Origin of the sequence: Gordonia gummivorans (assembly GCF_022513585.1) — a bacterium.
Taxonomy (GTDB): domain Bacteria; phylum Actinomycetota; class Actinomycetes; order Mycobacteriales; family Mycobacteriaceae; genus Gordonia.
In genome coordinates this window covers 1-264 of sequence record NZ_JAKWBF010000108.1, presented here as the reverse complement: position 1 = coordinate 264, position 264 = coordinate 1, and the positions used below count along the sequence as shown (strand labels likewise).

General features: G+C 60.2%; 1 pseudogene. It reads right to left on the bottom strand.

What is annotated here, in order from left to right:
• Nucleotides 1–108: 108 nt before the first annotated feature.
• Nucleotides 109–264, bottom strand: a pseudogene (locus MKW15_RS24325) (integrase core domain-containing protein); the annotation flags it as partial.

Below are 264 nucleotides of genomic sequence, written 5' to 3'. Positions count from 1 at the left end.
TGATCCATCCCGGCATTTCCGGAGAGCTCAGGTTGTGAGTGCCTCCTCCGGATTGAGGGTGCGCATGTGAGCGTAGTGGAGTTGCTCAGCGTGGTCGGGAGTGAGGTCGTCGCAGTAGCTGTGAGGCCGCTCCCGGTTGTAGAACGCCACCCATTCAGCGGTGCCCAGTGACAGTTCGGTCGCACCGTGAAATCGCGGCTGGTTGTCGACGAGTTCGTTCTTGTAGTCGGAGTTCACCGACTCGGCCAGGGCGTTGTCGTAACT